This is a genomic window from Corallococcus sp. NCSPR001, from assembly GCF_017309135.1.
Taxonomy (GTDB): Bacteria; Myxococcota; Myxococcia; order Myxococcales; family Myxococcaceae; genus Corallococcus.
The window spans coordinates 8,896,682-8,919,661 of record NZ_JAFIMS010000002.1; the positions used below are offsets into that span (position 1 = coordinate 8,896,682).

A 22,980-nucleotide genomic window follows, 5' to 3' on the forward strand; every position below is an offset into this window, starting at 1 on the left:
GCTGAGCAGGTGAGCCCCTTGAAGTTGAAGGTCCTGATGGATCCGCGCGAGGAGGGCTGGCCCAGCATGGACCTGGTGGGCGAAGCGCTCGTGGACGGACTGGCTGCGCATCCCGCCGAGGTCGACGTCACCCGCGTGCGTCCGTCCATTCCCCATGCCGTGCGCGCCCTGCCCCGCGTGGGCAGCCGCAAGGCCGCCTTCAACGCGGACCGGCTGCTCACCCGCTTCGGCCTCTACCCCGCGCGACTGCTGCGTGAACGCGTTGGCCCGGATGTGTTCCACGTCGTGGACCACACCTACGCGCAGCTCGTCCACGCGCTGCCCGCGGAGCGCACCGGCGTCTTCTGCCATGACCTGGATGCGTTCCGCTCCGTCCTGGAGCCCCACCGCGAACCACGCCCCACGTGGTTCCGGCTGATGGCGCGGGCCACGCTCAAGGGCCTGGAGCGCGCGGCCATCGTCTTCCACAGCACGCAGCAGGTGCGCGACGAATTGCTCGCGCACGGCGTGGTGCCTCCCGAGCGATTGGTGTGGGCACCCTATGGAGTCTCGCCGGAGTACCGGCTCGAATCCGTCACCGGAGACGCCAGCGATACGGTGCTCGCGCCGTTGAAGGGCCGGCCGTACCTGTTGCACGTGGGCAGCGCCATCCGCCGCAAACGCCTGGACGTGCTGTTCGAGACCTTCGCCGCGCTGCGAGCCCGGCATCCGGACCTCATGCTGGTGCAACAGGGCGGCGACCTGGACGCGGCCCAACAGGCGCAGGTGGCGCGGCTCGGATTGAAGGACGCGCTGCTGCAACCGCCCCGGCAGGAGCGGGCCACGCTCGCGGGCCTGTACCGGCGTGCCCGCGCGGTGCTGGTGCCCAGTGACGCGGAGGGCTTCGGCCTGCCCGTCATCGAAGCGCTGGCGTGTGGTGTCCCCGTGGTGGCCAGCGACCTGCCGGTGCTGCGCGAAGTGGGCGCCGACGCCTGCACGTACTGCCCCGTAGGCGACGTGGCCGCATGGGTGGAAACGGTGGACGCGCTGCTCACGGGCCGCGTGCCCGCGCCATCACCGGAGACGCGGCGTGCACGGGCCGAGCGCTTCACCTGGAGCGCCCACGCGCGCACCGTGCTGGACGCGTATCTGCATCGCCTTGACCGCTCCGGGCGGGTCTGATTCGGTCGCGTCCGCGTGCGGATCCTGTTCCTCAACCCCGTGGGTATCCTGGGCGGTGCCGAGCGCGCACTCGTGGATCTCCTCGCGTGCCTGCGCGCGCAGGACCCTGGGCTGTCGCTGCACCTCATCGCCGGCACGGACGGGCCCCTCGTGGAGACGGCCCGAGGGCTCGGCGTGGAGGCCCGAGTGCTCGCCCTGCCCGACCGACTGTCCGCGCTCGGGGACAGCGGTCTGCGGGAACAGGGCCACGCGGGGCTCCTTCGCTTCGCGCGGGAGCTTGCCCCCACGCCCCTGCTGCTGACGCGCTACGGACTCGACCTGCGGCGCGCGGTGCGTGACGCGGCGCCGGACCTGCTGCACTCCAATGGCATCAAGACCCACCTGCTGAGCGCGGCCACCACCGGACTTCCGATTCCGCGCGTGTGGCACGTGCACGACTTCCTCGGCGAACGGCCCCTGGTGCGCCGCGCGCTCTCCGGCCTGCATCCGCTGGCCTCGGCCGCCATCGCGAACTCGCAAGCCGTGGGAGACGACGCGCGCACGGTGCTCGGGAAGGTGCCCGTGCACGTCGTGCCCAACGGCGTGGACGTGGAGCGGTTCTCTCCGGCCGCGGGTGACGGCGCGCACCTGGATGCACTGGCCGGATTGCCTCCCGCGCCTCCAGGCACGCTGCGCGTGGGGCTCGTGGCCACGTACGCGCGCTGGAAGGGACACGACGTCTTCCTGGAGGCCGCGGCCCTGCTGACGCGTCAGGCACCGGCCCTTCCCGTGCGCTTCTACGTCGTGGGCGCTCCACTCTACCGCACGGCCGGCTCGCAGTTCACCGGCGCGGAGCTGCGCGAACAGGTGGAGCGCCACGACCTCACGGGCCGCGTGGGCTTCGTGCCCTTCCAGCCCGAGCCCGCCCGCGTCTACCGGGCCCTGGACGTCTTCGTGCACGCGAGCACTCGCCGCGAACCCTTCGGCCTCACCATCGCTGAGGCGCTCGCCTGTGGCCGGGCCGCCGTCATCTCAAAGTCGAGCGGCGCGGCCGAAGCGCTGCGGGATGGCGAGGACGTGCTGGCCATTGAACCCGGCGACGCGAACACGCTCGCGGCGGCCCTGCGCCGGCTGCTGGAGGATGAAGCCTTGCGAGACACCCTGGCCCGCGCGGCCCGCCACACCGCCGTGCGCCGCTTCTCCCGCGAGCGCTACGCCCGGGACATCCTCGCCGTGTACCGGAGCCTCGTCCCCGCACGAGGGCATTCATGATGCGTCCCCGGAAGCTCGTCACCGTCTCGCACTCCTACGTCGTCACCCTCAACCGGCGACTGGCCAACGAGATGGCCCGAGTGGGCGCCGGCCGCTGGGAAGTCACCGCCGTGGCGCCGAAGTCCTTCCACGGAGACCTGAGCCCGCTGGTGCTCCAGCGTGACCCGCATGAGGCCGTGAACCTGGAGGGCGTGCCCGCGTACTTCAGCCGCTCGCTGCACGGCTTCGTCTACGGACCGGAGGTGCACGCGCACCTGTCGCGGGGCGCGGACCTGGTGCACCTGTGGGAGGAGCCCTACGTGCTCTCCGGCCTGGAGGTGGCGCTGATGACGCCCGCCCACGTGCCGCTCGTCTTCTGCACGTTCCAGAACCTGGCCAAGCGCTATCCCCCGCCCTTCGCGCAGGCCGAGCGCTTCGTCCTGCGCCGGGCCGCGGGGTGGATCGCCTGGGGCCAGACGGTGCACGACAACCTCCTCGCCCGGCCCGGTTATGAGCAGCGCCCTTCGCGCTTCATCCCCGTGGGCGTGGACGTGGATCACTTCCGTCCGGATCCGGAAGCGGGCCGCGCCTTCCGCGAGCGCGTGGGCTGGACGTCCGAAGGGCCGCCCGTGGTGGGCTACCTGGGTCGCTTCGTGCCGGAGAAGGGCCTGCGGCTCCTGATGGATGCGCTCAACCGGATGACCACGCCCTGGCGGGCCCTCTTCGTTGGCGGAGGCCCCCTGGAGGTGGACCTGCGCGCGTGGGCGCAGCGCCACGGAGACCGCGTGCGCATCGTCACCGGCGTGAAGCACGCGGAGGTGCCTCGCGCGCTCAACGCCATGGACGTGCTCTGCGCGCCCAGCCAGACGACGCCCGCGTGGAAGGAGCAGTTCGGCCGCATGCTCGCGGAGGCCTTCGCGTGTGGCGTGCCCGTGTTCGCCAGCGACTCCGGAGAGATTCCGCATACCGTGGGCGATGCCGGGCGCATCCTGCCGGAGGCGTACGGCGGTGCCTGGGTCACCGCGCTCGAGGAACTCTTGGAGAGCCCCGCGCAGCGTCAGGAGCTCTCCGCGCGAGGCCGCGAGCGGGCCGTGTCCCGCTTCGCCTGGCCGGTGGTCGCGAAGGCGCACCTCGACTTCTTCGAGCAGGTGCTCGAGCGCGGGGCCTGAAGCCTCACGCCTCCAGCCGGGCCACCACCGCCGCGGCCATCGCGTCCCACGTCCAGGCCCGCAGCTCCGACGACAGCGCGGCCACGGCGGGCATCCAATCCCCGCCCCGAGCCCGCCACTCCTCCAGGCGCCGCACCAACTCACCCGAGTCCTCCGGGTCGTCCAGCAGCAACCCCTGGAGCGAGGCCGGGAAGCGCTCCGCCACGCCCGCCGAGCGGCTCACCAGCGCGGGGATGCCCACGCACAGCGCCTCGTGCACGCCCAGGCCATAGGACTCGTAGCGCGTGGGGGACACCAGCAGGTCCGCGGCGGCCATCAGGCGGGGCACGTCGTCGCGGAAGCCCAGGAAGCGGATCCGCTCGCCCAGCCCCTGCTCACGCGCCGCGCGCTCCCAGGATTCGCGCTGCGCGCCCGCGCCCACCACGTACAGGTCCACGTCCCACTCGCGTCGCGCGCACAACCGCGCCCACGCATGGAAGAGCGTGTCGAAGCCCTTGCGCCGGTCACCCAGCGCGCCCACGAACAACGCCACTTGCCGTTCCTGCGGCCAACCCAGCGACGCGCGCGCCTCACGGCGAAGCACGGGCGTCGTGGACGGGAAGCGCGCCGGGTCACCGCCCAGGTACACGACGTGGACGCGGGAGGCCTCCACGCCCGTGGCGGCCAGCAGGTCCTGCCGCGTGCGCTGTGAGTTCGCCAGGATGATCCGCGCCCGGCGCAACGCACGTTGCTCGCTGCGCAGGTGCATCCGGTGGCTCACCTGGCCCTTCAGCCTGCGCAGCGGGCCGCCGGCGGACTCGGGCACGTGCGCGGCGTGGACGTAGTGGACCCAGTTGGCGGCGGCCACCTCACAGTTGCCGCCGTTGGCCAACACCTGCCCGCCCTGCGCCAGCGTGCGCGCGGCCCAGAAGCGTCCCACGGCGTCGAGCAACGGCTCGCCCAGCAGGTACGCGTTCGCGGGCTTGGGCACGCGGACGAAGTGCACGTTGGGGTAGCGCAGGAGCGAATCCTCCACCCGGTGCGCCACCAGCCGCACGGGCCCGCCCTGGCGCGCGAGCCAGTCCGCCAGCGCGAGGTTCGCGCGGTCCATGCCACCGGTGGAGACGAAGTCACCGGCGATGAGGGTGTAGGGCCGCATTCCGGTTCCAGTACGCGCTGAAGAAGGCCGCGTTGAGCAGCCAGAACTCCATGCCCATCTGGCTCATGAAGAACTGGTAGCTGAAGGTCTGCGCGATCGCGCCCAGGTCATACGCGAAGAGGAGGCTGCCCCAGAGCCAGAACTCACCCGCCGACTCATCGCGGCGCCGCGCCACCTGGAAGCCCCACCACAACGTCGCCAGCAGCGCGAGCGGATAACAGACGAGCCCCAGCCATCCACCGTCGTAAGCCCACGCCGTCCACTGGATTTCGGCCCACAGCGGAGGACTCTCGCGGTCGAGGTTGTCGCCGAAGTAGGCGTTGGCCATGCCGTAGCGCCCCAGGCCCGCGCCCAGGGGGAACTCCGGGAGCACGTCGTCAAAGGTCTCGTCGAGGAAGCGGCCCCGGTTGGATTGATACACCTGCGACGGGTCGGCGGCCGTGAGCGTGCTCCAGCGCGAGAGCACCGCGTCGCCGCCGACCGCGACGGCCCAGCCGAAGGCCACCACCGCGAAGCCGCCCACGACCGCAGCCAGCGTCACGAGGCGCACCCACCGGCCGCTCACGGTGAGCACCAGGCCCATGGCCGCCATGCAGACAATCAACGTCACCGCCGCGACGCGCACCTGCCCCAGGTAGAGGCAGATGAGCCCGATGCCGATGCCCGCCGCGCCCAGCACCTTCCGGGACAGGCCCTGGCGGCTGAGCAGGAACGCGCCGCCCAGCAGCACCGAATAGAAGGCGCCGGTGGCGGCTCCGCCCGGGATGTCCGTCAACCCCATGGGGCGGAACACACGCGCGCCGCTCGCGGTCTCGAACTGGAGGCTGCGCACGTAGCCCTCGCCCTGGCTCTCGACCATGGCGGACAGGTTGGGCTGGAAGCGGCCGGGGAAGGTCACCTGCAGGATGCCCAGCGAGGCGCTCGCCATGTTGAACAGGAAGAGCAGCAGGACGACGCGTCCGAACATCTTCGCGTCGATGCGCAGGCGGCTCGCCCAGAAGAGGGGCGCGAACACGGAGATCTGGATGCCCAGTTGCGCGGCCGCCGCCAGCGGGGTGTTGGTGCCGGGGTGGAAGAAGTTCAGCGCGGTGAGCCCCGCCGACGCGAGCAGGAAGGGCATCGCCGGGTGCCTGAGGAAAGGGCCCTTCACCAGCACCAGCAGCGCCAGGCTCGCGCCGAACGACGCGATGCGGAACACCACGCGAGCCGGGGCCAGCGCCTCCACCAGCAGCGCGAGCTGGCAGACGAAGAGCAGCGCGATGAACGCCACCACCACGCCGCCCGAACCGAGCAGCCCCGGAGACGCTGGAGCCGGAGCCGGCACGGCCTGCGTCGTCGCGGGTTCCGGCGCGCGGCGCACGTACCGCTGATGCAGCACACCGGGGCCCCGGAGCTGGGGACGAGGACTCGCGCCACTCATGCGCTGGGCCCCCGGGTCACGGAGCGCACCGCGTCCTCCAGCGTCGACAGGAAGGCATCCGGCGCGCTCAGCGCCTTCGCGCGAGACGGTCCACCGCTGCCCAGCTTCCGTCGAGCCGCTTCATCTTCGATGAGCCCGCGCAGCGCCTGGGCCAGGGCCTCCGGCTTCGGAGGCACGAGCACGCCGCAAGACGCATCGACGATCTCCAGCGGTCCGCCCAGCGCGGTGGTAACCACGGGGAGCCCGGCGTAGAGGGCCTCCACGAACGCCAGGCCAAACGGCTCCGGCCCGGTGTTGGGCTGACAGTGCACCTCCGCCGCGCGCAGCAGTCGGGGCACATCCGAGCGCTGTCCCAGGAACCGCACGCGGTCCCCCAGGCCCAGCGCCAGGGCCTGGGCCTTCAAGCCCTCTTCGTAGGCAACCTCTTCCGGGCGCTGCGCACCACCCGCGAACCACGCCTTCCAGTGAGGCACCTGGCGCAGCCGGCCCAGCGCTTCGAGCAGCAGCCGCTGCCCCTTCCACTCCTGCATGCGGCTGGCATGGACGATGACGACGTCCGTCGAGTCCGCGCCCAGCTCGCCCCGGAGCGAAGCGCGCTCGGAAGCCATGAGGCCCGGGCCACCGTCCCGAACCGGCGGATGGAGCACGCTCCACGGGGTGCGCGGGTACACGCTCGGAAGCGTGCTCGCGGTGTATCGGCTGTTGCACAGCGCCAGGTCCGGCGACGTGGCGCGGGCCCACCGCTCCACCCAGTGCGAGCCCGACAGGGCGTCGTGCTGGAAGAAGATCAACGGGACACCGGCCGTGCGCACCACGGGCCCGAAGAGGGCTTGAGGCCACGCCGCATGACACACCACCGCGTCGAACGCCTCCCGCTGAAGCAGCGCCGCCAATGCACGACGGGCCTCCCAGACCCGCCACGGCCGGCTCACCTTCGCCGGTCCCAGCAGCGTCAGCGGCGCGCCCGCCGCGCGAAGCTCCTCCGCGATGCGTCCCTCGAAGCAGAGCGCGAAAGCATGCACCGCGCCGCCGTCGTGCTCCGCGCTCGCGAGCGCCATCGTGCGCAGCAGTGTCTCGACACCGCCGTAGAGGTTGCCGCTGGAGACATGCAACACGCGAAGCGATGCACCTGCGGATGCAGCCCACCTGCGCGAAACACCCATGCCCGCATCCGCGTCATCGACCGGCGCGCCACTCGGCGCATGCGGCTCGCTGGAGGCCGTGCCGACAGCCTCGGTGTCTCCACCAGGCTCACCACCGGGCGAGCGCGGCACGCGCGAAGAGGGGCCTTCGCCCTCCCCGAGACCGTCACGATGAGATGCGCGCGACCGGTGCATGCGCGGACCTTCAGCGCCCGCCCGCGACGTGCCGGACGGAGGCATCGCTCCGCTCCTCCGCCACCGGCGGCCGTCCGAGCGCCTCCGCGTACAGGTCCAGGCTGCGCGACGCCATCACGTCATGGGCGAACTCCGCCCGCGCACGCTCTCGCGCCCCACGTGACAGCCGCTCCCGCAGGTCCGGCTCGTCCACCAACCGGCGCGCCGCCGCCGCCAGCGCCCGCGCGTCTCCCACGGGCACCGTGAGGCCCGTGCGCTCGTGCAGGCTCACCCACGCCACGCCCGAGTCCGGCACGGCGGTGTTGAGCACGGGCAGTCCACTCGCCAGCGCCTCCACCTGCGACAGGCCATACGCCTCGCTGCGCGCGTTGCTCGGGAACCACAGGGCCGTCGCGGCCCGGTACGCGCCCGTCAGCGCCTCCGGCGACAGGTACCCCGCCCACGTCACCCGGTCCTCGATGCCCAGCGCCTTCGCCCGCGCGCGGCCTTCCTGCGCCAGCGGCCCCTCGCCCACGATGACCAGCCGCCCCGGCGCGTGCACCAGCGCCTCCAGCGCCGTGAACAACCCCTTGTAGTAGACGAGCCGCCCCACCATCAGCCACAGCGGCCCGCCCGCCGCCTCCGCCGTCCACCGCGCCTGGGCCGCGAGCGCCTCCGCGGAAGGAGGCCGCAGGTACGACTCCAACTCGATGCCCAGCGGCAGCACCCGCACCTTCGACTTGAACGTCGACAGCAGCGACGAGCCGCGCACATACGCGTCACTCGTGGCCAACAGCCGCGCCGCGCGCGCGTACAGCATCCACTCGAAGGGACGGAACAGCGCGCCCGCGACCTTCTGCCGGATGATGTCGCTCTGGTGCGTCACCACCACCGCGGGCAGCCGCGGCACCGCGTCCAGCGCCAGCACCATGCTCGGGTTGGGCACGTGCAGGTGCACCACGTCCACGCCCCGCGCCAGCGCGCGCCTCAGCATGAACGGCAGCGACGGCATCACGTCCATGCGCGCCACCGACGCGAGCCGCCCCAGGCGGACCACCCGCACCGGCCCATCCCACTCCTCACGCGTGGGGCTGCGCCCGTGGAACTCGTGGCTGGTCCCGGTGCCATCCACGGAGTGGTTCGCGCACAGCACCTCCACCTGCGCGCCCAGCGCCGCCTGCGCTCGCGCCAGCGTGCACAGGTGCGCCTCCATGCCGCCGGAGGCCGGCGGGTAGAACTTCCCCAGGTGCAGCACCCGCAGGCCCGCGCCCTTCACGACGGGGCCACCCCGCCCTTGGGCTCGTCCTGCGTCGGGCCGTAGCCCTGGTAGCCCAGGTACGTGTCGCCGTAGCGCGGCTGCCGCAGGTCCACGTCGTTGAGGATGGCGCCGAACATCCGCGCCTGCACGTCCGCCAGTGAGCGCAGCGCGCGCTTCGCGGCGCTCCGGTCCGTCCGGCCCGCCTTGAGCACCATCACCACGCCGTCCGCCTGCGTGGCCAGCACCGCCGCGTCCACCACTGCATTGAGCGGCGGGCTGTCCAGGATGATGCGGTCGAACTTCTCCCCCGCCGCGCGCAGGAGTTCCTTGAAGGCACGCGTGTGCAGCAACTCCGCGGGGTTCGGCGGCAGCGGGCCACACGGCAGCACGAAGAGGTTGGGCACCTCCGTGCTCTTCACCGCCTTGTCCAGCGAGCCCTCGCCCACCACCAGCGAGCTGATGCCCAGGTCGTTGGGCACGCCGAACGCGCGGTGCAGCCGGGGCCGGCGCATGTCCGTGTCCAGCAGCAGCACGCGGTTGCCGCTCTGGGCCATGGCCACGCCCAGGTTGATGCACGTGGTGGACTTGCCCTCCTGCGGGCCGCTGGACGTCACCACCAGCGTCTTGCAGGGGTGATCCGGCGACATGAACAGGAGATTGGTGCGCACCGCGCGGCAGCACTCCGCCACCGCCGAGCGCGGCGCGCGGTGCACGTACAGGTCGCGGTCGCCCGGCGCCTTCGTGGCCTCCATGCGCGGCACCACGCCCAGGAACGCCAGGCCCAGCACGTCCTCCACGTCCGTCTGCGACGTGACGCTGTTCTCCAGCATCTCCAGGAACAGCGCCACGCCCAGCCCCAGCAGCATCCCCATCACCCAGCCCACCAGCAGGTTGCGCCGCGTGTGCGGCCGCACCGGCAACAGCTCCGGCCGCGCGGCGTCCAACACGCGCACGTTGCTCGTGCGCAGGAGGCCCGACAGCTCGATGTCCTTCAGCCGCTTGAGCACCAGCTCATAGAGCCGCTGGTTGTTGTCCGACTCGCGCTGCAGCCGCCCGTACTCGATGGCCTTCTTGTTCACCTGGAAGGCCTCGGCCTTGGTCTCGTCCAGGAGCTTGTTGAGGTTCTTCTCCTCGCCCTGCGCCTCCGCCAACTGCGTCTCCGCCGAGCGCACCACGTTGCCCAGGCTCTTGAGCAGGTCCGCGCGCACGACGTCCAGCTTGCGGTTGCACTCCAGGAGCTTCGGGTGCTCCGGCAGGTAGCGCTCGGTCAGCTCCGCGCACGCGGCCTTCTGTTCGCCGTAGCGCGATTTGAGGTCTTGGATGGGGCCGTCCTTCGCGCCGGGCACGGCCTCCGCCCACGTCTCGTCGTTGCCCGCGTCCTTGCGCAGCCGGTGGATGGCGTCCACGCGCGCCTGCTGCGCCGCGATGCGCGTGCGCACCTCGGTGAGCTTCAGGTTGTAGGAGTTGATCCGCTCGCTGACGATGGACAGCCGCGACTCCAGCGACGTGGACAGCATGTCCGCGTCCTTCTTCAGGTCGTAGACGGCCATCTCGCCGGCCTTGGACTGGCGGCCCAGTTCGTCCAGGCGCCCCTCCAGCCACGCGCGAGCCTCCTCCGTGGTGCGCAGCTTCAGCGCCAGGTTCTCCGCCATGTACGCGGCGGCCACCTCGTTGGAGAGCAGCGCCGCGCGCGCGGGGTCCTCGTCCTCCACGCCGATGTTCATCACCCGCGAGTCCTTGCCGGGCACCACCTGGATGCGCGAGCGCAACAGCCCCACCGCGTCCGCGTCCTCCAGCGCCTTCGCGCGCTCCGCCGGGTCCTGGTTCGCGGGCAGGCCCAGGAAGGACGCGTCCTTCGACAGCCCCAGCCGGTCCACCACGCGGCTGGCCACCGCGCGCGAGGTGATGATCTCGCTCTGCGTGGCGTAGTACTCCTTGTTGAACCAGTAGTTGCTGCGCTCCTCCCCCATCACCTCCTTCACCTCGCCGTCGAGGATGCGCGGCGCGGTGACGTCGATGATGAGCGAGGTGCTGGCCGCGTAGATGCGCGGCTGCCGGAGCGTCCAGGCCGCCGTGAGCGCGGTGACCGCCAACGCCACCCCGAGCATCACCCAGCGCCGGCGCCACACGCCTCGCAGCCGGTGCATCACGCTCGCGGACGTCGCGCCGGGCGCTCCACCGGCCGGGTCCAACACCGTTCCTTCCACGTCGCGTCTCTCCGGAAGTGGCTGCCGCGGGCGGTCTCCACCGGCCCGAACGCATCCGGACCCGACCTGCACCCACATCGCGCTGGGGGAATAACGTCCGGAGCGTGCAACGGGTGGGGCGGGTTGTCCATCCGACGAACGCCGCCTGGATGCCCCCCATCCATCCGCGCCGGTCCGCGAACGCGCACCCTGGAGGGTCCTGTGGTAGTGAGCGGCGCAATGGTTCCTGCGCTTTCCGTCGTCCTGCCCTTCACCCCCGCCACCGCCGCCGCCGCCGCCCGGTTCGCCCACGCGCTGTCCGGCCAGGCCCAGGTCGTGCTCGCGGGTGAAGGGCCGGTGGACGTCACGCCCGGTCCCAACGTCCACGTCCTCGCCGCCCAGGGTGGCAAGGGGGCGGCCATCCGCGCCGCGCTCCCCCACGTCACCGGCGCGCACACGGTGCTCCAGGATCCGGACGCCGCCTACTCGCCGGACACCTACGACGCCCTGGTGCAGCCCCTGCGGGACGACACCGCGGACGGCGTCTTCGGCCGGCGCCCCGGCATGTCGCCGGAGCTGGTGGCCGAGCGCGCGCTGGGCGGCATCACCCGCTTCGTCACCGACGTGGCGCTGACGGATCCGCTCACCGGCCTGCGCGCCTTCCGCACGGAGGCGCTGCGCTCCATCCAGCTCACCAGCGATGACGACGCGGTGGACGCGGAGCTGGTGGTGAAGCTGGCCGCGCAGCTCTTCCGCCTCACGGAGGTGTCCCTGCCGCCGCTGCAGGCCGTGCCGCGCCGCCCGGCCTCCGCGCACCTGGCCCGCCTGCGCACGCTGGTGCGCTACGCCACCGTGCGCGACGACGCGGACAACCAGCACGAGGGCTACTCCACCCTGGAGCGCATGGACGGCGCCACCCACTACAACCAGTGGCTGGGCCGCCGCTTCCGCGAGCACATGGGCCGGCGCGTGCTGGAGATTGGCGCCGGCATCGGCACCATCACCCGCGAGCTGGAGGCCGGCGCGGAGCACCTGGTCGCGCTGGAGGTGGAGCGCTTCTACGTGGACCGCCTGAAGAACCTCTTCCGCGGCAAGCCCCACGTGCGCCCCTACCTGTCCGACGTGGCGCTCGCGGACTGGGAGTCGCTGAAGGCGGAAGCCCTGGACACCATCGTGCTGTCCAACGTGCTGGAGCACATCCCGGACGACGCGTCCGCGGTGCGCCGCTTCCGTCAGATCCTCCAGCCGGACGGCCGCGTGCTCATCCTCGTGCCGGCGCTGCCGCAGCTGTTCGGCGCCATCGACGAGGCCGTGGGCCACTACCGCCGCTACACGCCGGAGTCCCTGCGCGCGGTGCTGCAGGAGAACGGCTTCCGCGTGGACACGCTGGAGTGGATGAACCTGGTTGGCCTGCCGGGCTGGTTCGTCAACAGCCGCCTCTTGCGCCGCCGCGCGGTGCCCAAGCTCCAGCTCAAGCTCTACGACGCGCTGGCCCCCCTGCTCGCCCAGGCCGAGCAGCAGGTGCGGCTGCCCGTGGGCATGAGCCTGTTCGCCGTCGCCCGCGCCGTCTGATGTCCCCCCGCGCTCCCGGACTGCCCAGGGCGGTGTGGGCCACGGTCGCGGCGCTCTACGTGCTGCTGTTCCCGTACCACCCGGGCCTGCGCTCGCCCAACGAGCTGTGCCGCCTGTGGCAGACGCGCGCCCTGGTGGAGGACGGGACGCTGGAGATCAACCGCGCCCTGCGTGACTACGGCCCGGTGGGCGACCTGTCCGTGATGGACGGGCGGTACTACCCGTCCAAGGCGCCGCTCTTGTCCTTCGCCGCGGTGCCCGTGTACGCGGGCCTGAGGCTGCTGGGCGGCGGCCACCGCTACGCCGTGCCGGAGGTGCCGCTCGTCTTCTTCAGCCGCCTCTTCCTCACGGTGCTGCCCACGCTGGGGCTCTTGTGGCTGGTGCGCCGCTTCCTCTTGGCGTTCCTGTCGCCCGTCGTCGCGGACGGCGTCACGGTGACGTACGCGCTGGGCTCGCTCGCGTTCAGCTACTCGCTGCTCTTCATGAGCCACCAGACGACTGCGGTGCTGCTCTTCGCGGGCTTCTACGCGCTCTGGAAGCTGTCGCGCGGCGAGTGGCGCGAGCGCGGCTACGTCGTGGCCGGCGCGTGCGCGGGCGCCACCGTCGCCGCCGAGTACACCGGCGCGCTGGGCGTGCTGGGCCTCATCCTCTACGCCGTCCTCACCCTCCTGGGCACGCCGGAAGCCCCGGAGCCCTGGGCCGCGCGGCTGAAGAAGCTGGGCCGGGCCACGGGGCTCGCCGTGCTGGGCGCGCTGCCCTTCATCGTGGCGCTGGGGCTCTACCACCAGGCCACCTTCGGGCACCCGCTGGAGACGGGCTACAAGCACCTCAACGACGCGGCCTACCAGCCGTGGCACCTGGGCGGCTTCCTGGGCATCCGCACGCCGGATCCGCGCGCCTTCACGCTGTCGTTCTTCTCCCCGCTGCGGGGCCTCTTCACCCTGTCGCCGTTCCTCCTGCTCGCGCTGCCCGGGCTCGCGCTGCTCAAGCGCCTGGGCCGGACCTCCGCGGAAGGACGCGCCCTCTTCTGGATGTCCGCGGCCACGCTCGCCGGCTACACGTACTTCACCTCGTCGTTCACCTATGACTCGTGGGGATGGACGACGGGGCCCCGGCACCTCACGGGGCTGGTGCCCTTCCTGCTGCTGCCCGCGGGCCTGGTGCTGGAGCGGCTGCGCGGCGCGGGCCGGCCGGTGCTGTCCGGCATCGCGGCCATGCTGTGCGCGGCGTCGGTGCTCGTCACGGGCCTGGCCACCTTCGTCAACTACATCCCCGACGACGTCTCCACCCCCGTGCTCGCGCTGGCCCGGCCGCTGCTCCTGGACGGCTACCACCCGCCCAACCTGCTCGTCTGGCTGGGCCTGCCCACGTCCCTGGCGGGCGCGGTGCTGCTCGCGGCGCTCGCCGCCGTGGCGGCGTCCGTCTTCGGGGCGCTGGTCCGCGACGCGGCCGGACGCGCGACTCCGCCCGCCGCCTGGGTGGCGGGGCTCGCGACGCTGGCGGTGCTCGCGAGCGCGCAGGCGGTGTTCACCCGGAACGACCGGGCGGATCAGAACGCGGTGCGCTTCCTGGAGTCCGTCTGGCTCCAGCCCCCCGGCCGCCCCACCGCGCCCTTCTGGCCCCGCGCCGGCTCCTGAGCGCGTGGCTATACTGGCGTCCCCCTCCCCTGGAGACCGTGCATGACCTCGCGGTGGTTCCCGCTGTCCACCCTCCTGCTGTGCGCCCCGGCCCTCGCCCACGCCGAGGACGCCGCCGCCCTCTGGGACAAGAGCTGCAAGAACTGCCACGGCCCGGACGGCCGCGCCCAGACGCGCATGGGCCAGAAGGAGTCCATCCCCGACATGAGCCGCGCCGCCTGGCAGAAGGCGGAGTCGGACGCGGAGCTGCGCCAGGTCATCGCCAACGGCTCGTCCCACAACCCCAAGATGAAGGCCTACAAGGACCGGCTCACCCCGGAGCAGATGGACGCCCTGGTGCGATACATCCGCACCTTCAAGGCGAAGGAGGAGTGATCGTGAATAACCCTTCGCGTCCGGGCGTCGTGGGGATTGGGAGAATTGGAGCCGCCATGAAGACCCTCACCGTCGCCATCGTGTTCTGCCTGTCCATGGTCAGCCTCTTCACGTCGGTGCGCGCCGACGCCAATGCCTTCCCCCGCCTGGAGCCGGGCGTCTCCCAGCCGGTGGCGCTGATGCCCAAGGGCGGTGACGGCAAGGGCGGTGGCAAGGGCGGCAGCGACGGCGGCAAGGGCGGCGGCGAGGAGGATGAAGAGGAGTACCGCCGGCAGACCCGCGCCCTCTCCCAGAGGGCCGCCCTGGAGCTGGTGGACCCCGGCGTCCTGGACGACATGCTCCGCCTGCGCGCCGCGGTGCGCGGCGGCCAGCGCTGACGGCCGGCGACCTCGCAAGAATGAGGAGGCTCGCAAAGTTTGCGCAGCCCCCTGACGTCACACGGCACCCCCCCGCATCACGGACATCCCTTATTCCGGCGGGTTGAGTGTCGGAATTCCCGGCACGAAGCTTGCTGTTCTGAGGCTCCCAAGCCGTACCTCCCCCCAGAGGTGCGCGAAGGAGCCCCCGATGTCGCGTCGCCCAACCCCCCGCCGTCAGTCCCGTGGATTCACGCTCCTGCTCGCGCTGGGCGTGGTCGCGCTGGTGACCATGGCGGTGATGCTCAGCTACAGCGTGGTGGGCCGCGAGGCCGACAGCCAGGCGGATACCCGCCGCCAGAAGCAGGCGTTCTTCGCCGCCGAGGCGGGACTCGCGGAAGGCCGTGAGACGGTCCGCCTCATCATGGCCAACGCCGCCAACCTCAACCAGCTCACCATCGACCTGCGCGCGACCCTGGGCTCGCCGGTCGCCGACATCCCCGGCCTGGGCTCCGCGGCGCGCCCCTATTTCGAGTTGCTCCCTCCCGGCGGGGGCGAGGTGTGGAACCGCTACGAGCTGTACAGGTCCACCCTGGAGACCGTCGAGGAGCCGCCCCCCAACGTCGACTACCCGGAGCAGCGCCACGTGCGCTACCGCGTCTTCGTGCGGGACGACGACGACTCGGAGGCCAGCCCGGAGATCGACAGCAACCGCCAGATGTGGATCGTCTCCATCGCCGAGGTGGCCAACCCCCGGGGCCGCCCGACGCGCGCGGTCGTCCAGGCACTCGTGACCAACACGAGCGGCGAGACGCTGGTCGGCCCGGGGACTCCTTCCGCGAACTCCGGCCTCAACATGTAGCGCCCGCGACCGGTGGCCCCGCCCCGTCCCTTCTCCAGAACTCCCGCCTTCCCCGAGCCCTCCATGAAACGCCTGACTCCCCTGCTGTTCCTGCTCCCGGCGCTCGCCAGCGCCCAGGACCGAGGCGCACTGGCCTTCAACCAGGCCTGCGCCAAATGTCATCCGGCGGAAGTGCAGAAGCGCGCCTTCGGCGAGCGCGGACCGGCCGGTCCCGCAATGGCCATGGTGCTGCGCAAGAAGAACCTGGAGGAGATCCGCGAGTGGACCGTGGCCCCGCACCGGATCAACCCGAAGACCAACTGCGACACGCGGCTGCTGGCTCCCGGCGACCTGGACGCGCTCATGAGCTTCCTGGCGACGGTGACGGTGCCCACGCCGCCTCCGCGCCGGATGCTGCTGCGGCAGCAACTGGAGCAGGGCGGCAAGCAGAAGCCGCGTGAGCAGCCCGAATCCGAAGAGAACGCGAAGTCCCAGCCCAAGAACCAGGGGAAGAAGTGATGCGGACGTTCTACAAGGGGCTCTTGGCCCTGACGCTGACGGTCTCGTCGCCGGCCCTGACGGCCACCACGCCCACCCAGCTCTGCCGCAACGACCTGGACAACGACGCCCAGGGCGACTTCAAGCTCGGCCCGGACGGCCTCACCGTCGCCAACGACACCATCATCCTGCGGCCTGACGGTCGCCTCCAGCTCAACACCAACCTCAAGAAGCTGGACTCGGAGAACATCACCTTCCCGTTCGACCAGCGCGTCACCATCAGCTACGTGTACGAGTCCGCCGGTGCGTCGCACGCGCTCGGCTACATGTACCTGCAGGACGTGAAGGACCGCGGCTACGCGGACGCCAACGGCAACCTCGTCGACCTCAACAACAACGGCATCCTCGACCTGCACGAGGCCCTCTACAACCTGACGCCGGCGGACGACACCAAGCTGACCCACAAGTACATCGGCGTGCTGCCGCGCCGCTGCGACAAGACCTTCACGTCCGGAGGCATCAAGTACAACCATCCCGAGCTGGCGATGGACAAGGACTGCAAGGAGAAGTTCGACTCCCAGCTCGACACCACGGACGCGCGCCCGGGGCGCACGACGGGCGACAAGAACATCAAGGCGGACTGGGTGGGGCTTCAGATGCCCCTGAACAACAACAACTTCGACAGCCCCAAGGACCTCTCGGACAACGATGCGTCCGACAAGGGGCTCTTCCCCCACATCCCCAACCTGCTGGAGCCGAGCGCCGCCGCCAACGGCTACCTGGGCCTGGGGCGCATGGTCTTCCTGCTCGCGGATGACGACAGCGACAAGACCGTCTTCCGCAAGCTGGGCCCCGTGCCGGACGCCACCACCGACAACGACGGCATCCCGGACTACGACGTCTCCAAGTACGACTACCGCGGCCTCGAGCAGTCGGTGAACCCCGACCCCGGCATCACCGCCCGTGACCGCACGGTGGACCTGGGCCTCATCGAGGGTGGCAAGGAGATCGTCTTCTTCGCCATCGTCTATTACGACTCCCGCCACAACCTGGACAACGACACGGTCGCGCCCTGCCTCAAGCGCAAGAAGTACGAGGACAAACCCCTCGAGGACGGCAAGTGCCTGCTGCACCTGCGCACGTCCATCTCCGTGTTCTTCTCCAAGGCCACCTGGAACATGGACCAGAACTTCCAGGCTCCCGCGGACAACAAGGTGGCGGAGCGCAACATCGGTTGCGACTACTCCGACCAGTGCTACCCGCCCAACTACTCGGGCGCCTGCACCATCAAGGACTCGGGCGGCAAGAAGGCCTGCGGCTGGCTGGACCAGGCCACCCTCCAGCGCCTGAACACGAACACCTACAACAACCTGGAGATGCCCAAGGAGGGTGTGACGGTGATGCGCCCTGGCACGGAGCCGGGTAAGGTGAGCAAGGAAATCGACCGGATGAACTACATGCCCCACGTCATCGTGGGCGCCCCCACCACCGACCCCTTCCGGTGGATCCTCGGCTTCGAGGACCTCAACGGCGGCGGTGACCGCGACTTCAACGACATCGTGTTCCTCATCAACAAGGAGAACGGCGGTGGCGCCAAGTCCACCACCATCACCTCCAAGGTGATGAGCCCGGAAGGCGATACGCCCGGCCAGAACTTCACCATCACCAAGGTGCGCTTCCGCCGTCAGGACGACGTGGCGCCCTACGCGAAGCCCGGCAATCCCCCCTCGGAGATCCGCGAGGGCTGCACCACGGCGCCTTGCTGGACCGAGTCGGCCACGAACGCCTGCACGTCGACCGGCATCCTGCCCACCATCACCTACTCCATCGCGGTGGATTGCCGCACCTACGACCCGGTCGCCAACAAGTACAACGACAACCTGAACCCCACGTGGGTGCCCGTCGTCTTCCCGGCCCAGACGCCCGCCGCCCAGGAGGTGGAGATCGACATCGTGGCGCTGGGCCTGACCGGTTCGCAGCTGTGCTGGAAGGTGGACATCAGCAGCCCCAACGAGCAGTGCCGCCCCATCATCGACGACGTCGACATCGGCTATCAGGCCGTGCGCGCGGGTGCCTATTCGCGCGCCACCCCGACCACGGTGGCCAACGTGCTCATGTGGGGCGTGAACGAGACGCCGGGACAGAACTGGGGCACGGGTTGGCCCTCCACGGCGGGCAGCCTGCCCGCGCCCGGTATCCGCGCGTATGACGGCGCCAAGGACTACACCCTGCGAGGCAGGCTGTACCTCCAGTCCATCTACGACCCGGAGAACCCGGAGACGACCACCAACAAGGAGCAGTGGGAGTCGGGCCGCGTGATGGCCGTGTCCATGGGCTCCATCGAGCCGCGCAACCGCAAGCTGTACACGATGAACGACGCGGGCGTTCGCAAGGAGGTCAAGGACCTGGCCAAGGCCACCGAGGGCGCCGCGGCGGGCGCGCTGTTCCCGGACATCCTCTGCAACGACTACAGCGAGATCGACCGGCGCTATCCGTATGACCTGAACAAGGACGGCATCTGCGGCACGCCCACCATCACGCTCCCCCTGGGGACGGACAAGTACATCCCCGGCGACCACAATGACCGCGACTTCCTGGTGGACTGGCTGTACGGCTACGAGAACCGGCACGCCACCGGGAGCAACAACGCGCGCCGGCCGTGGCCCATGGGCGGCATCAACCTGTCCACCGTGGGCGTGGCCGTCCCGCCGTACCAGGACGCCTGGTACCAGGCCGCGACGGCCAGCGAGCGCGACCTGTACTTCAAGAACTTCATGTCGCCGCTGAAGGAGCGCAGCTCCATCGCCTACGTGGGCACGATGACCGGTGTGCTCCACGCCTTCGACACGGGCGAATACCGCGCGGCCCTGCGCGACGGATGCGTCAGTGAGACCCAGTACCGGGGCTATTTCATCCCCAAGGCTTGCGGCACGAAGGATGCCCCCGCCGACCGCAAGTACGGCGAAGGCAGCGAGGTCTTCGCCTACATGCCCCGGATGATGCTGGGCCAGTACCGCAACCAGTACGTGCGCTTCCGCAACTCCGGCAGCCTCGTGCGCCCGCAGATGGACGCCTCGCCGGCCATCGCCAACGTGGACCTGGGTGACAAGGACAACTGGGAGTCCGGCATCAAGTTCAACTGGACCCCGGCGACGGCGGAGAACAAGAAGCAGGGCGCCAAGACCGTGCTCGTCTCCGCGACGGGCAAGGGCTCGCCCGTGGTCTTCTCGCTCGACATCACGAATCCGAAGGATCCCTGGTACCCGTCGCCCATGTGGGAGTTCAGCCTCATGGACCTGAACATGGCCTCGTACTTCACCGCGGCGCAGGTCGCGAACAGCGCCGTGCTGCTGCCGGACAACAGCGGTTCGCGGCACGTCCCCAACGTCGCCCGCATCTCCTGGGGCTCGGGGGATGAGAAGGACCGGCGTTGGGTGTCGGTGGTGGGCACGGACTACCAGCCGGCGGACAAGCGCGCGGGCACCCTCTACCTGCTCGACATGAAGACGGGCCGGCCGCTCGAGTACGGGTCGGATCCGAAGGGCAAGTACGCGGGCGTCATCACCCTGGAGAAGGGCTCCGGCATCGCGGCCGCGACGCCGATGGTGGACCTGGACCGGGACGGCAGCTACGACGTCATCTACGTCCCCACCACGTCCGGCAGCGTCTGGCGCGTGAACCTGAAGAACGTGAAGGCGAGCGAACGGGCGGGCAACCAGGTCCAGAAGTGCATGGTGGCCCATGCCGCCACGGCGCTGAAGGACCACAAGGACGCCAGCCAGACGGCGCTGGAGCTCCAGCAGCTCTACTCCAGCATCGCGATGCAGATGGTCACCACCAAGACGGGTCCGGCGGTGCGCTTCTACTTCGGCACCAGCGACAATCCGGATGAGTACTCGGACGGCTATCCCGAGGTGGATCCCAAGAACCCCACCTACCAGTACCACCTGCTCGCCTTCGAGGACACGGACCCCAGCGGCAGCAAGCCGTGCGCGGAGCTCAAGCCCCTGTGGGTGCAGAAGATGGATCCGGGCCAGAAGCTCTGGGGTGGTGTGGCGCTCAGCGACGAGAAGCTCTTCGCCGCCACCGCCGCGGGCGCGGCCGCGGACATCTGCAACCTGAGCGACAGCATCAAGGGCCGGTCCTACGTCGCCAACCAGAGCACGGGCGTGCTGATCGACAACAGGGAGAACAACGACCACGCCATCGTCGCGCCCATCATCCACGACGGCTACGTCCTGCAGGGGACGGTGACCGGCCTGGTGGACGCGAAGCCCGAGCCCGGCAAGGACGGGAAGCACAACAGGCCGACCGCCACCGGTGGCGTTCCCCGTTCGCAGATCATGATGTGGGAGCCGCTGCCCGACGGGAGACTGCCGCAATGAAGCAGCGTGCCTCACGAGGCGTCACCCTGTTGGAGGTCATGGCCACGATGACGGTCATGCTGCTGGGCGTCATGGCGGCCATGACCGTCGTGAGCCAGACGAGCGTGTCCAACCGGCGCACGCTGACCGCCAACCAGGCCCAGGTGATCGCGGAGCAGGCCCTGGAGCGGGTCATGACGCTGGGCTGCCTGAACCCGAACTGCACCAACCTGCGGGACGAGACCTACTCCGTCTGGCAGACGGCGGCCGGGGCGCTGCGGGCCGAAGAACCCGTGGAGCCGGGCCTGGTGGCGAGGGAGTACTCGGTGAACATCGACGTGGACAATCCGAAGGACCCCACCACCATGGAGGGAGCCAAGGTGGGCTGGCCCCCGCTCGACCGCATCGTCGTGGCGGGGCAGACCGGCACCATCGTGAACGTGCGCGTGTCCGTGAGCTGGGATGAGCCGGGGCTCCGCTCGGACCGGCAGATGGTGGTCCTCCAGACGCGGATGGCCCCATGAAGACCGCCTCTCTCCAAGGCCGGGGGTTCACGCTCCTGGAGATGATGATCGCCAGCGCCATCGGCGTCATCGTCATCACCACGGGGCTGGTGGTGGGCTCCCAGATGCAGAAGCGCGCCCTCTTCGAAGAGCAGACGATGATGGCGCAGGTGACGGGCCGGACCGTGAAGGACGTGCTCCTCGCCGACCTGTGGCGGGCGGGCGTGGGCATGGGCAACACGCCCATCTCCTACGGCGTCGACGATGAGCGGTCCGCCATCACGGTGTGGCACAAGGCCGACCTGAAGCTGGGGATTCTGCCCGCGATGCCCGCGGACGGGTCCTTCGTGCCGGCCCCCAAGGCGGAGCTGGCCTCGGATGCGCTCCAGCTCTACTGGGGTGAGACGAACGGGGCCATCACGCTGGCGTCATGCGGGACGGGAAGCTTTCGCGACGGCAACACCTTCTGCGCGGTGTCCGAGGCCTCCATGGCCATGGTCACCCCCAGCGGTCCGACGCTCGCGGTCATGGCGAGCGGCGGCACCCGGCTGGCGTGCCCCGTGACCATCACCGCCGTGACCCCCGGCGCGCCCGGCGCCCAGTCCACCATCACCATCGACGGAGCCGCCCAGAGCCCTGACTGCGCCGCCGCCTCTTCCAGTTGGAGCGTGCCGACGGGCACCGAAATCAGCCCGGTGAACTGGATGGCCATGCGGCTGGGAGGCGTGGCCTACCGGGTGAACTGGAAGGACAACATCCCCACGCTGGAGTACCGGCCCGTGGGTGAGCCCGACTGGTTGGTGCTGAGCCGTGACGTGGAGCAGCTCACCGTGCGGGAGGGGCTCATCGACTTCAGCAAACCCGACAACTCCCTGCAGTGGTTCCCCAATGAGGGCATGCTCCCCGCCCCCGCGCAGCCGCACCCCGCCATCTCCGAATGCACGCTGGCGAAGTACGACACCGGCGAATGCTCGCTGGGTCTCCAGGAGGCGGATGGCTCGCTGGTGGTGAAGCCCGCCACGAACGTGGATCTGCTCAGGAGGCTCCGCCAGCGGGTCCGCCAGTTGGAGGTGACCCTGGTCATCCGGACCCGTCGCGCCAACCAGGATGCAATCCAGCCCGGGCTGGATGAGGAAGGCTTCGTGCAAGACGGTTACAGCCGCCGCCGGTTCACCTTCACGGTCGAGCCCCGCAACTTGATGAGCGTGGGGATGATCCGAATCCCCGCTGGGGCGGCGCCATGAAGAACACGCGAGGCATGACGCTGTTGGAGATGATGACGGCCGTCGCGGTGTTGGGGGTGCTCGTCACCCTCGCCGTGGCGGGCATGCAGGGCAACATCAGCACCCAGCGCGAGAACACCGCGACGCGTGAGCTGTGGTCGTCCGCGCTGCGGGCACGCCAGCTCGCCATCAGCACGAACCAGCCCGTGCGCATCGTGGTGGAGAAAGACGTCGACCAGCCAGGCGGCACGCGGGCCACCGTGGCCCGCTGGGAGCGCCTGAAGTGTGGCGACGACCTCAACACCCCGGATGAATGGACCCTGGACAAGTGCCCCAGTCCCGCCTGCGTGGACAAGACCTGCCGCGACGCGCCTGACTGCTGCACCGACACGGGGCAGGACATCATCATCCCCGTCACGATGAACGCCATGGACATCAACAACCTGTGCTTCCTGCCGGGCTCCGGCCGGCCGGCGCTCAACAGGATGGACTGCCTGCAGGGGCTGCTCGGTCAGCCCGCCACCGTCGCGGGGGCGGCGCCCCTGGATGCCTCCATCCAGTTCCGGTTCACCTCCAGCCGTGCCAAGAGCGTGCTGATGGTGGAGCCGCTGACGGGCATGTCCAACGTGATGGACTGCGACTCACTGGCCGCCACCACGTCGAACACCGCCAAGCGGGATGTCCGGCTGGCGGACGCCTGCGGCAATCCCTGAGCGGACCCGCCGCGCGCCCG

At 70.5% G+C, this 22,980-nt stretch carries 18 protein-coding genes; 13 read left to right on the forward strand and 5 right to left on the reverse strand.

Annotated features, from left to right (window positions below; all coding sequences use genetic code 11):
* Positions 1-36: 36 nt before the first annotated feature.
* Genes JYJ93_RS37865 through JYJ93_RS37875 form a run of 3 tightly spaced genes read left to right on the forward strand, consistent with a single transcriptional unit; the run spans position 37 to position 3,560 of the window.
* Entirely contained in the window at positions 37-1,161 is a 1,125-nt protein-coding gene (locus tag JYJ93_RS37865; protein WP_206800655.1) for a glycosyltransferase family 1 protein, read from the forward strand.
* 15 nt (positions 1,162-1,176) lie between these two features.
* Positions 1,177-2,412, forward strand: a complete 1,236-nt coding sequence (locus JYJ93_RS37870; protein ID WP_206799581.1) for a glycosyltransferase family 4 protein — start codon at positions 1,177-1,179, stop codon at positions 2,410-2,412.
* Positions 2,409-3,560: a glycosyltransferase family 4 protein gene (locus JYJ93_RS37875; protein WP_206799582.1), complete on the forward strand. Its 1,152-nt coding sequence runs from the start codon at positions 2,409-2,411 to the stop codon at positions 3,558-3,560. Before JYJ93_RS37870 ends, JYJ93_RS37875 begins: the two co-directional genes overlap by 4 nt.
* Positions 3,561-3,564: 4 nt before the next feature.
* On the opposite strand, the gene JYJ93_RS37880 is transcribed toward JYJ93_RS37875, so the two are convergent.
* The 5 genes from JYJ93_RS37880 to JYJ93_RS37900 all read right to left on the reverse strand — a co-directional run bounded on the left by JYJ93_RS37880 (position 3,565) and on the right by JYJ93_RS37900 (position 10,899).
* Positions 3,565-4,650 carry a glycosyltransferase gene (locus JYJ93_RS37880; protein WP_206800657.1) on the reverse strand — a complete coding sequence of 362 codons (1,086 nt, stop codon included), beginning with the start codon at positions 4,648-4,650 and terminating at the stop codon, positions 3,565-3,567.
* A gap of 19 nt (positions 4,651-4,669) precedes the next feature.
* Entirely contained in the window at positions 4,670-6,118 is a 1,449-nt protein-coding gene (locus JYJ93_RS37885; RefSeq protein ID WP_206799583.1) for a hypothetical protein, read from the reverse strand.
* The gene (locus tag JYJ93_RS37890) at positions 6,115-7,233 is read right to left on the reverse strand and encodes a glycosyltransferase family 4 protein (protein ID WP_330166771.1); all 1,119 of its coding nucleotides are present in this window, start codon (positions 7,231-7,233) and stop codon (positions 6,115-6,117) included. Before JYJ93_RS37890 ends, JYJ93_RS37885 begins: the two co-directional genes overlap by 4 nt.
* A gap of 232 nt (positions 7,234-7,465) precedes the next feature.
* Positions 7,466-8,647: a glycosyltransferase gene (locus JYJ93_RS37895; RefSeq protein ID WP_242544935.1), complete on the reverse strand. Its 1,182-nt coding sequence runs from the start codon at positions 8,645-8,647 to the stop codon at positions 7,466-7,468.
* 59 nt (positions 8,648-8,706) lie between these two features.
* The gene (locus tag JYJ93_RS37900; protein WP_206799585.1) at positions 8,707-10,899 is read right to left on the reverse strand and encodes a polysaccharide biosynthesis tyrosine autokinase; all 2,193 of its coding nucleotides are present in this window, start codon (positions 10,897-10,899) and stop codon (positions 8,707-8,709) included.
* 219 nt (positions 10,900-11,118) lie between these two features.
* On the opposite strand from JYJ93_RS37900, the gene JYJ93_RS37905 reads away from it, so the two are divergent.
* From JYJ93_RS37905 to JYJ93_RS37950, 10 genes are all read left to right on the forward strand, one after another.
* A complete protein-coding gene (locus JYJ93_RS37905; RefSeq protein WP_206799587.1) occupies positions 11,119-12,450 on the forward strand; it encodes a bifunctional glycosyltransferase/class I SAM-dependent methyltransferase in 1,332 nt (443 codons plus the stop codon).
* A complete protein-coding gene (locus JYJ93_RS37910; protein ID WP_242544076.1) occupies positions 12,450-14,087 on the forward strand; it encodes a hypothetical protein in 1,638 nt (545 codons plus the stop codon). The genes JYJ93_RS37905 and JYJ93_RS37910 overlap by 1 nt, the downstream gene beginning before the upstream one ends.
* Positions 14,088-14,129: 42 nt before the next feature.
* Positions 14,130-14,462, forward strand: a complete 333-nt coding sequence (locus tag JYJ93_RS37915) for a cytochrome c (RefSeq protein ID WP_206799589.1) — start codon at positions 14,130-14,132, stop codon at positions 14,460-14,462.
* A 56-nt stretch (positions 14,463-14,518) separates the two neighbouring features.
* Complete coding sequence (locus JYJ93_RS37920; RefSeq protein WP_206799591.1) at positions 14,519-14,839, forward strand: hypothetical protein; 321 nt, start codon at positions 14,519-14,521, stop codon at positions 14,837-14,839.
* Positions 14,840-15,029: 190 nt separating this feature from the next.
* Positions 15,030-15,680 (forward strand): hypothetical protein, encoded by a 651-nt coding sequence (locus JYJ93_RS37925; protein WP_206799592.1) that lies wholly within the window; start codon positions 15,030-15,032, stop codon positions 15,678-15,680.
* A 63-nt stretch (positions 15,681-15,743) separates the two neighbouring features.
* On the forward strand, positions 15,744-16,178 hold the full coding sequence (locus JYJ93_RS37930) for a c-type cytochrome (protein WP_206799593.1): 435 nt from the start codon (positions 15,744-15,746) through the stop codon (positions 16,176-16,178).
* Positions 16,178-20,542 carry a DUF4114 domain-containing protein gene (locus tag JYJ93_RS37935; protein ID WP_206799594.1) on the forward strand — a complete coding sequence of 1,455 codons (4,365 nt, stop codon included), beginning with the start codon at positions 16,178-16,180 and terminating at the stop codon, positions 20,540-20,542. The genes JYJ93_RS37930 and JYJ93_RS37935 overlap by 1 nt, the downstream gene beginning before the upstream one ends.
* Positions 20,539-21,045, forward strand: coding sequence for a prepilin-type N-terminal cleavage/methylation domain-containing protein (locus JYJ93_RS37940; RefSeq protein WP_206799595.1), 507 nt, complete (start codon positions 20,539-20,541; stop codon positions 21,043-21,045). The genes JYJ93_RS37935 and JYJ93_RS37940 overlap by 4 nt, the downstream gene beginning before the upstream one ends.
* Entirely contained in the window at positions 21,042-22,268 is a 1,227-nt protein-coding gene (locus JYJ93_RS37945; RefSeq protein WP_206799596.1) for a prepilin-type N-terminal cleavage/methylation domain-containing protein, read from the forward strand. The genes JYJ93_RS37940 and JYJ93_RS37945 overlap by 4 nt, the downstream gene beginning before the upstream one ends.
* Positions 22,265-22,960: a prepilin-type N-terminal cleavage/methylation domain-containing protein gene (locus tag JYJ93_RS37950; RefSeq protein WP_206799597.1), complete on the forward strand. Its 696-nt coding sequence runs from the start codon at positions 22,265-22,267 to the stop codon at positions 22,958-22,960. The genes JYJ93_RS37945 and JYJ93_RS37950 overlap by 4 nt, the downstream gene beginning before the upstream one ends.
* Positions 22,961-22,980 lie beyond the last annotated feature (20 nt).